The organism is Psychroserpens sp. XS_ASV72 (genome assembly GCF_041224425.1).
In the GTDB taxonomy this organism is placed as follows: Bacteria; Bacteroidota; Bacteroidia; order Flavobacteriales; family Flavobacteriaceae; genus Psychroserpens.
The window spans coordinates 587,985-596,991 of sequence record NZ_JBGFGL010000080.1 but is presented as its reverse complement, the minus strand read 5'-3'; the positions used below and the strand labels follow the sequence as shown (position 1 = coordinate 596,991).

The following is a 9,007-nucleotide window of genomic DNA, read 5'->3' as shown; positions in this document are numbered from 1 at the left end:
CGTCTGAACGCCTACGGCCTCAAGGTCGCGCAGCGTAAGGTCAAAGACCGATAATCCGTCAGAGTCGTCGTCGCAGACCTCCAAAGGTGAAACAGCGTTCGCTATCGGGTTGACTATAACCTCCAAATCTAATGTCGTGGTGTTGTAGCAATCAGGATTACTATTAGTTTCTAAACGTATATAAACTGTTTGTAAATCTTGTACTGTATTGGTATACGGTATAGGGAGTGGATTAGTAGCTGTATCGGCATCATTTTGAGTAGCATAATAAGTTACATTAACGGTAGAAGAATCGAGAGTTCCAATAACTTCATCATTTTTTAAACTCAAATCAAAAGCTACAAATCCATCTGTATCGTCATCACAAACCTGTAGCGGTGTGACAGTACTTATTGGTAAAGCTTCTAAAGTCAATTCAAAAGATGTTGTATCATAACATTCTTGAGTCACATCAGCTATCCTAGCAAAAATCGTTTGTGGGTTCGAGATATTGGTGTAGGGACTCGCCAGTGCGTTGCTGTTCATGTCTGCATCGGCTTGACTAAGATGATAAGAAATTATAAAATCTGTAGGCTCTTGAGAGCCAAGAATAACTGCATCATTATCATTTAAATTAAACTCTCCAGTATTAGAAATGCTACATAAATTAAGATTTGGAGCCGCGTTTGCAACTGGTACAGGTTTAAACTCTACTTGGATGGAATCAGATGTTTCACAACCTGCAGCAAAAACAACATTTACAGAATACATTCCACCCTCAGTGATGTCTAAGGTTGAACTGGTTTCACCAGGAATCTCTACACCATCTTTAAACCATGTATGTTGAAATAATGGAGCATTCGTATCAAGCGTAATCGTTTCACCTTCACATTCAGCTGTTCCTGCTGCAATGGTAATATCATCACCTAACTCTCCACCTAAATCGAAACCACCTGCCTCTAAGAAAATTGCCGAATCCCAGATTGAATCTCCTTCATCCGCAACAACCAATTTAATTTCATATGTAGTATTTGGTATCACATTAAGAACTGCCGTTAACACTTCTGTTCGTCCACCATAATTTGTATCTCCTAACTCATAACCCTCAAAATATTGTGGGTTATCGGTACAAGTTCCTGAATTGTTTATATTCGTCACACTAACTGGAGTTCCATCAGGTAAAACAGCTACGTTTTGGTATGTGGTTGTACCTACTTCTCTGTATAGGAAAGCAAAGGCATCAGCAAAGCTACACTCAGTAGATCCATCATATTCCTCAGAGAACATGATATAATTAAATTCAATTAATGGTCCTGTTGGAACAAAATTGAATTTAACAAATGTGGCATCATTTGAATCAAAATTAGGGTCTGAAGGCAAGAAAAAAGCTTCCAGATCAGGATCTCCAGAAAGTCCTAAGTTTGTTGAGGCTGTTGTTCCAGGGCCATCGTCTTGATTTCCTCCTTCATAGGCTCTACCTGTAGACAAAACGATTCCTTCTTCAAATGGGAAGTTTACAGCGCCACCTCTAGTAAAGTAACCATAACTCTTGTTTTGAAATCCATTTGGCGCTCCACTAACTTGAAAAGAAAAATTATCAACGGTTGAGCAGCCTCCAGTAACAAACTTGTTTTCAATTAACTCTTGAAGGTCGTATGCCGATTCAGGATACGCAGGATTATTAATAGTGACTATAGCCTCGAGTACTATAACAATTATAGTTGAAGTTTCTGAACATCCTGTTGGATTTGTATCAGTTACCGTGAATGTAACATTATATGTTCCTGGATTATTATAGGTATTTGAAACGGATGTTCCGGTAGCTGTATTGGTATCACCAAAATTCCAATTGTATGTTGCTCCAGTAGCGTCTTCAGAAAATGTAGCCGATCCCGTAAAATTAACTAATGTTCCTGGTGGTATTTCAATGACGCCTGACCCATTAACCATTGGGTCACTTGCAATAGATGTTGTAATGTCTTGACATTGCTCTTGACAAGTAATTATAGCCTCCCAACCCGTAGTTGTTCCAGTTGCATTTGACACAAACTCTAGTGTAATACAACCGCTTGTATTAGATTCAGAAGCCACAACCAAGCCTGGTCCTGCAACACCAGAATAAGTTCCAATCACTGGAGCTGTAGTATCATCTCCATCATATATAGTCAACGTATCAACATTAAGCTGTGTACTAAAAACCGTAAAGTTTAAACTAATGAAGTCACCTGGGTTTTGGGCACAAATGGTAGTTACTGTTGTTTCATCACTACTATAATTACCACTAGGACCACCGGAATCATAAAAAATATCAGGCTGACATCTATTAAACGTTCCTTGTTGCATGAATAGATCTTGTGAATAAGAACTAAGCGATACAATAAATATAATTATAGTGTAAAGTCTTTTCATAATACTTGACTAAAGCTGCAAAATCCTTTATAGGATATCACAAACAAAAAAGTCAACTAAACCATAATCGATTATTAACCAATGCCGTACGTTTTATGTGTTGATCCTTAACAAATAAAAAACGTGACTAATGTTATAGTTAGTTATCTAGCTTTTTCATATTAGATGCGAAATTTAGTAAATTTTAAGTAATTAGCACCTTTATGATATATAAAATTACCAGTTTAACAATTTAGGCTTTAAACCAATATTATTATAACTCCCATAATAATACTTTAGTATTTAACCATGCCTAATTTGATAGTTAACTTTAAAAATGAAGTCTACTTCTAATTGTTTAGTATTTTTGCAAAATAAAATTTATTGAAATGAAAAACATCACGATAGTAATAAAAGAAACAAGCAATCCAAAGATCATAAAATTTGAGGCCTCTGACTTTCTTACCCAACATAAAAGTTTTGAATTTGATTCTATAGATGATGCCTCTCCTTCACCTCTGGCACAACAACTTTTTCATTTGCCTTTTGTAAAGAAAGTATATATCTCTGGAAATTTCATAGCAATTGAACGCTATAATATTGTTGAATGGCCTGAAGTTCAAGAAGAAGTTGCACAACAAATTAAAGATTACATCAATAATGATGGTGTAGTAATAAGTGACTCTACTGTTACCAAGAAAGTTCCTGTTACTGTGTATGCGGAAAGCACTCCCAATCCCTCAGTAATGAAATTTGTTGCCAATAAAAAACTGGTGTTGAGCTCACAGGAATATAAATCTATTGACGATACCAAAGAGGCTCCTCTGGCTGCAGAACTATTTCATTTCCCATTTGTTAAAAGTGTTTTCTTAGATGAAAACTTTGTTTCGATTACGAAATATGATATTGCCGAATGGAATGAGATAAGCATGAGTTTAAGAGAATTTATCAGATCTTACATTGAAGAAGGAAAACAGATTCTTAACAAGGATACGTCTTCAAAAAAAGAACAAATAAACTTAGCACATGACACTAAAGCTGAACCGAAAGACGATATCTCAAAAGAGATTATAAACATCCTCGAAGAATATGTAAAACCTGCTGTAGCAAGTGATGGAGGTAATATTGAGTTTCAGTTTTATGATCCTAAAAGCAAAAAAGTAAGTGTGTTGCTTCAAGGCGCATGTAGTGGTTGCCCATCTTCAACATTTACCTTAAAAAATGGTATTGAAAACATGTTGAAGGAAATGCTAAAAGATAAAGTTGAAACAGTAGAAGCTATTAATGGTTAGGTTTCTATGATTAGAATGCGTAAATTTATATAACATTCTAATGTTTAATTAAAAATTAAAATAAAATGGCAGTATTAAAAGTTATCGAAGTTTTATCAAATTCTGACAAAAGCTGGGAAGACGCAACAAAAAAAGCAGTTAAAGAAGCTTCAAAAACAGTTAAAAATATACGATCGGTATATGTTCAAGATCAAAGCGCCATCGTAAAAGGTGATGATGTTGTTGAATTTAGAGTTAACCTTAAATTAACTTTTGAAGTTAAATAAGTTATTACTAACACTATAGACCTAGCACTCTTAAATATTAAGGGTGCTTTTTGTTTTTTTAAATTAAAATTAACAGATAGCACGTTTATATTTACTAGTTTTCAAAAAAATTAAACATGAAACTTAAACACTATTTAGCCCTAGCATTATTATTGTCCTTATCTCCTCTTTTTTCACAACAAAAAGTGGTTACAAGTCAAAATAATAGAGGTGATAATTCCCTCTTATTGTCAACATCTCCAATAACTATTAATGAAAATATTGAAGGTACTCCTTATGTTAATGAGGAGTTTCTGCCTGCCAAAATCTCTGCTTCAGAAGGCGAAATATTTTTTGTAAGGTACAATGCTGCAACCGATCAATTCGAAGTCAAATCTGATAAAAATGGAAGCGCTTTCTATCTTGATAAATACAGAAGAGATATTCAAATCAAGATTACTCCTCTTGACAAAACCTATCAAATATTTGGGTATTTAGATGAAGATTTAAACGAGCAGTACAGTTATTTTATCTATTTAACTGACGCTGATAAAGAAACCATTGTTTTTAAACGTGAGAAAGTTTCTTTTATTGGTGAAAAAATAGCCGTTACCACTTATGACAAAGCGCAACCAGCTCATTACAAAAGATGGAACGACAGCTATTATATCAAAACAAAAGATGGCATATTGCTCATTGAAGTTCCAACAAACAAAAAAGACTTTTCTAAACTTTTTCCAGAACACCAAAAGGAAATTTTAGGCTATATAAAAGACAATAAATTAAAACCTAAAAGAGAAGAGGATTTAATCCAAATTGTTGATTATATCAATACGCTCTAAGTCAATAAAAACTTAAATTTATTGAAACTGAATGTGTTATCTATCGATAATCCATTCAGTTTTTTTTATTTTTGAATAATACTAAAACTATATAAAACACAGATTATGGATTTACAAAAATGGATTGACAAGGGTTATGAAATTATAGTTGATTTTGGACCAAAATTATTAGCGGCTATTGCCATATGGATTATTGGTTCTTGGGTCATCAAATCTTTACTCAAAGGAATCAAGAAAGCCATGGAGAAAAGAGAATATGATGAAAGTTTGAAAAAATTCTTGCTCAATTTATTAAGCTGGATCTTAAAAATTGTCTTAATCATTGTGGTTTTAGGAACCGTAGGTGTAGAAACCACCTCTTTTGCCGCAGTTATTGCTGCTGCCGGTCTAGCTATAGGTTTGGCATTACAAGGCTCGTTAGGTAATTTTGCTGGAGGTGTTTTAATTATGATTTTTAAGCCGATTAAAATCGGTGATCTTATAGAGGCTCAAGGAGAAATTGGTGTGGTAAAGGAGATTGAAATATTTACCACAAAACTTACAGGTCTTTCAAACAAGGAGATCATCATTCCAAATGGTGCACTATCCAATGGCAATATTGTTAATTATACTACTGAAGGCACACGACGTGTAGATCTGGTTTTCGGTGTTGGCTACGACTCTGATATCAAACAAACTAAAGAGGTTCTTATGAATGTATTGACCTCACATTCAAAAATATTGAAAGATCCTGTTCCTGCCGTTACTGTCATGGAGTTGGCTGACAGTTCTATAAATTTTGCTGTTAGACCATGGTGTAAAACAGAAGATTACTGGACTGTGTACTTTGATGTTACAGAACAGACCAAGGAAGCGCTTGATGCTGCAGGTATTGAAATCCCATATCCACACCAAGTCGAAATTCACAAAGAATCATAAATCTCTTATTTCTTGGGTTTTATGGCTATAAAATCCTTAAGATAAAAAGGTTCAAAATAGGCGACATCCTCGATGTCGCTTTTTTTGTACTTGGAATACGCAACAGAAGCCATTTCATTTGCTGAAGGTAATCGGCCTTCAATAAAATGAGCATTGGGATGTGAAATCAAGGCCTTGGTCTTTTCAACACCATTTCCAATAAAGTAAATCTTCTCCTTGCTCAAGAATGCTTCAAAAGAATGCTCATTTAAAACATGAGCTTCAACAGGATGAATTTCATTAAATTCTGAGTCAAAAACTGAAGTATATACCTCAAGTCGTCTTGCATCCAACAAAGGAATAATGAATCCATCAGAGATATTGACCTGACGTGCCAATGCTTGAAGTGTTGGAACAGAAATCAAAGGTTTTTCCAAAGCAAAACAAAGACCTTTAGCTGCTGAAACACCTATTCTCAAACCTGTATAAGAGCCTGGACCTTTACTTACCGCAATAGCATCAATTGTTTCTGGTTGTATGTTGGAATCTTTAATGACTTCATCAATAAACACATGCAAGGATTCTGCATGTGAGTAGTTAACATTATTATCCTCCTTTAAAACTAAAATCTCTCCTTCCTTAGAAAGAGAGACTGAACAATTAGTTGTTGATGTTTCAATACTTAATATGATAGCCATATTAACTTATATTATCATTCTGAAGAACTATCTTCTTTGGCTTCCTTATCTTTTCCTGTTTCTATTTTATCACCAGATTTGAGTGTTCGAGACACCATATTGTATGGACCTGTAATAATTTCTTCGCCTTCAGCTAAACCAGAAGTGATTTCAATATTGGTGTCGTCTTGAATTCCTGTTTTAACAACTCTTAGTTTTGCTTCGCCATTATTATTGACAAAAACACATTCAAACTTCTCTTCTATTTCTGAAGTAATATCTTCAGATGTTGGCTTTTTAAATCCTGTTTTCACAGAAGAGGTATCTGTTTTAATAACAATAGAACTTATTGGAACGGCAACAATCTGTTCCTGTTTTTCAGTAATGATGTCAACAGTTGCTGTCATTCCTGGTCTGAAAGGAGAATAATATTCTGGCTTTCCTTCCATTAAATCTTTATAGGACTCTTCTAGAATACGTACCTTAACCCTAAAGTTAGTCACCTGATCTGCCGTTAAAGTCCCAGCTGCAGAATTCGCTATTTCCGTAACGATTCCTTTAAATTCCTTTTTAAGATAAGCATCAACCTCAACAATCGTAGAATCTCCAATTTGAACTTTTACAATATCATTTTCATTCACATCTACTTCAACCTCCATGTTATTAAGGTTAGCAACTCTTAAAATCTCTGTACCAGCCATTTGCTGAGTTCCAACAACACGTTCTCCCAATTCGACATTGAGTAGTGAAATGGTACCATCCATAGGTGCATAGATCTCCGTTCTACTCAAATTATCTTTGGCTTCATTTACAGTAGCAGCAGCACTTCTAACACTATAAAAGGCTGAGTTTTTACCTGCAACCGCAGTTTCATAGGACGCCACGGAACGGTCCCAATCAGCTTTGGAAATCACGCCTTTTTCAAATAATGATTTATTTCTGTCGTAATCAGCTTTTGCTTGCTTTAGATTTGCTTCGGCTTGTTCCAAGCTCGCTCTTACATTTTGGTACGTAGCTTCTGAACGATTCACGGCAGATTGAATTAAATCTGGATTGATTCTCACAAGTAAATCGCCTTTTTTTACTTGCTGACCTTCCTTAAATGGAAGCTCCAAAATTTCTCCTGAAACTTCACTGGAAATTTTGACTTCAACCTCAGGTTGGATTTTACCAGTGGCAGATACGGTTTCAACAATATCAACTAAAGCAACTTTCTTAACTTCTACCGTTTTGAAATTTCCTTTATTACCAAACCATCCCATGGACTTACCCACAACCACTCCAATGATAAGGAGACCAAGGATAAGCAGAGCGATTTTTACTGTTTTACTCATTATATGTTAATTTAAGTCGGTTATTGGCAGCCCAAAATAGAATTCTAATATTTTAAGCCTAAATATATAATCGTATTTCGTTCTAATAACATCAGACTGTGCATTTTCATAAGCAGTACGCGATTGGTTAAAATCGAATGCATTTGATAATCCAACATCGTAACGTTCTTTTGCATATTCAAAAGCCAACTTTCTCGCTTCTTCAGTTTGAAGAGCAGCTTCATAAGATTTTTTAGAATTTTTAGCATCATTGTAAGCCTGATAAACTGTAGATTCTAAATCTAGTTCTGCTTGTTCCAATAAGAGCTTTGAGCGTTCAACGGCTACTTTGCTTCTTTGAACATTATTACGTGTTGACAGTCTGTTAAAGATAGGAACATTTAATTGAAGCCCAACAGAAGTACCATCAAATAAATATAACTGGTCAATAAATGGGATGTCTTCACCAGTAAATGGATTGATTTGAGTACTTGCCCATCTTGTATTGTAGCCTACAAATCCTGATAATGTTGGATAGTAATTTGTTCTTGATAATTCTAAATCTTTTTCAGATAAATCAAAGTTTGCTTGAGCTATTTTAACATCATTGACTTCCTCTTTAGCTTTTTCAACAATTTCTGAAGCACCTTTGTTTAAGATATCTTCACCAAAAAGTCCATAGTCTTGATCCACAACATCAAACGTTTCATAATCTTCCAATTGTAGTGTTTGGGCCAATCCCAATTTAGCTATAAACAAAGCATTTTCAGCTGCAATGATTTGTTGAGCCTGTGTAGCATCTGTCGCTTTTAATTCCAATAAATCACCTTGTGGTAGCACACCTGCATCTACTAATTCTTGAGTGTTGGCTATATTCTCTTTAGTTACTTCATTTTGAGCTTGAAGTACTTTCAACTGCTCTCTATTGAAAAGTATTTGAAGGAATGAATTTGCAACAAACAATGAGATATCATCCTTCATTTTGTCTAAACGGTATTGCGCTGCGATTTGGTTGAGCTTAGCGCGTTGTAGTGTTTTCCAATTTGACAAACCAGAAAAGATATTGATTCCCGAATTTGCAGAAGCCGATGCTGATCTAAACGTATTGTTTTCAAACTGGTTTGTAGCTGGGTTAATGTTTGCTCCAGTATTGATTCCGTAACTTCCATTTGCATTAAGATTAGGAAGGAAATTAAAAACGGCTTGTTTTTTATCAATATCAGCTAGAGTGACATCCAGTTGAGATTGCTCAATGGAAATATTGTTTTCTAATGCGTAGTTAACACATTCAATAAGTGTCCATTTTTTTTCTTGAGCATTAACAAAAATTCCAAAAAGTAATACTGCTATGATGATTAGTTTTCTCATGTTGAT

Annotated in this window: 8 protein-coding genes; 4 read left to right on the top strand and 4 right to left on the bottom strand. The window is 34.8% G+C overall.

Annotated features, from left to right (window positions below; all coding sequences use genetic code 11):
* A partial coding sequence (locus tag AB9K26_RS13540; RefSeq protein ID WP_369973088.1) for a choice-of-anchor L domain-containing protein occupies window positions 1-2,388 on the bottom strand: 2,388 nt, incomplete at its 3' end.
* A gap of 368 nt (window positions 2,389-2,756) precedes the next feature.
* Between AB9K26_RS13540 and AB9K26_RS13535 the strand changes: the two genes are divergently transcribed.
* The 4 genes from AB9K26_RS13535 (at window position 2,757) to AB9K26_RS13520 (ending at window position 5,664) form a co-directional block, all read left to right on the top strand.
* Window positions 2,757-3,659, top strand: a complete 903-nt coding sequence (locus tag AB9K26_RS13535) for a NifU family protein (protein WP_369973087.1) — start codon at window positions 2,757-2,759, stop codon at window positions 3,657-3,659.
* A 65-nt stretch (window positions 3,660-3,724) separates the two neighbouring features.
* Window positions 3,725-3,925, top strand: a complete 201-nt coding sequence (locus AB9K26_RS13530; RefSeq protein ID WP_369973086.1) for a dodecin family protein — start codon at window positions 3,725-3,727, stop codon at window positions 3,923-3,925.
* A gap of 116 nt (window positions 3,926-4,041) precedes the next feature.
* A complete protein-coding gene (locus AB9K26_RS13525) occupies window positions 4,042-4,746 on the top strand; it encodes a hypothetical protein (RefSeq protein WP_369973085.1) in 705 nt (234 codons plus the stop codon).
* Window positions 4,747-4,851: 105 nt separating this feature from the next.
* Window positions 4,852-5,664, top strand: a complete 813-nt coding sequence (locus tag AB9K26_RS13520; protein WP_369973084.1) for a mechanosensitive ion channel family protein — start codon at window positions 4,852-4,854, stop codon at window positions 5,662-5,664.
* A 5-nt stretch (window positions 5,665-5,669) separates the two neighbouring features.
* Here AB9K26_RS13520 and tsaB read toward each other — a convergent pair whose 3' ends face one another.
* From tsaB to AB9K26_RS13505, 3 genes are read right to left on the bottom strand one after another with little or no spacing between them, the layout of a single operon-like run.
* On the bottom strand, window positions 5,670-6,341 hold the full coding sequence (gene tsaB / locus AB9K26_RS13515; RefSeq protein ID WP_369973083.1) for a tRNA (adenosine(37)-N6)-threonylcarbamoyltransferase complex dimerization subunit type 1 TsaB: 672 nt from the start codon (window positions 6,339-6,341) through the stop codon (window positions 5,670-5,672).
* Window positions 6,342-6,355: 14 nt separating this feature from the next.
* A complete protein-coding gene (locus AB9K26_RS13510) occupies window positions 6,356-7,654 on the bottom strand; it encodes an efflux RND transporter periplasmic adaptor subunit (RefSeq protein ID WP_369973082.1) in 1,299 nt (432 codons plus the stop codon).
* A gap of 6 nt (window positions 7,655-7,660) precedes the next feature.
* The gene (locus AB9K26_RS13505) at window positions 7,661-9,001 is read right to left on the bottom strand and encodes a TolC family protein (RefSeq protein ID WP_369973081.1); all 1,341 of its coding nucleotides are present in this window, start codon (window positions 8,999-9,001) and stop codon (window positions 7,661-7,663) included.
* Window positions 9,002-9,007: the final 6 nt, after the last annotated feature.

Bases quoted from the DNA above. Each gene is read 5' to 3' on its own strand.
- AB9K26_RS13535 (WP_369973087.1), top strand. From the start codon at position 2,757: ATGAAAAACATCACGATAGTAATAAAAGAAACAAGCAATCCAAAGATC.
- AB9K26_RS13530 (WP_369973086.1), top strand. From the start codon at position 3,725: ATGGCAGTATTAAAAGTTATCGAAGTTTTATCAAATTCTGACAAAAGC.
- AB9K26_RS13525 (WP_369973085.1), top strand. From the start codon at position 4,042: ATGAAACTTAAACACTATTTAGCCCTAGCATTATTATTGTCCTTATCT.
- AB9K26_RS13520 (WP_369973084.1), top strand. From the start codon at position 4,852: ATGGATTTACAAAAATGGATTGACAAGGGTTATGAAATTATAGTTGAT.
- tsaB (WP_369973083.1), bottom strand. From the start codon at position 6,341: ATGGCTATCATATTAAGTATTGAAACATCAACAACTAATTGTTCAGTC.
- AB9K26_RS13510 (WP_369973082.1), bottom strand. From the start codon at position 7,654: ATGAGTAAAACAGTAAAAATCGCTCTGCTTATCCTTGGTCTCCTTATC.
- AB9K26_RS13505 (WP_369973081.1), bottom strand. From the start codon at position 9,001: ATGAGAAAACTAATCATCATAGCAGTATTACTTTTTGGAATTTTTGTT.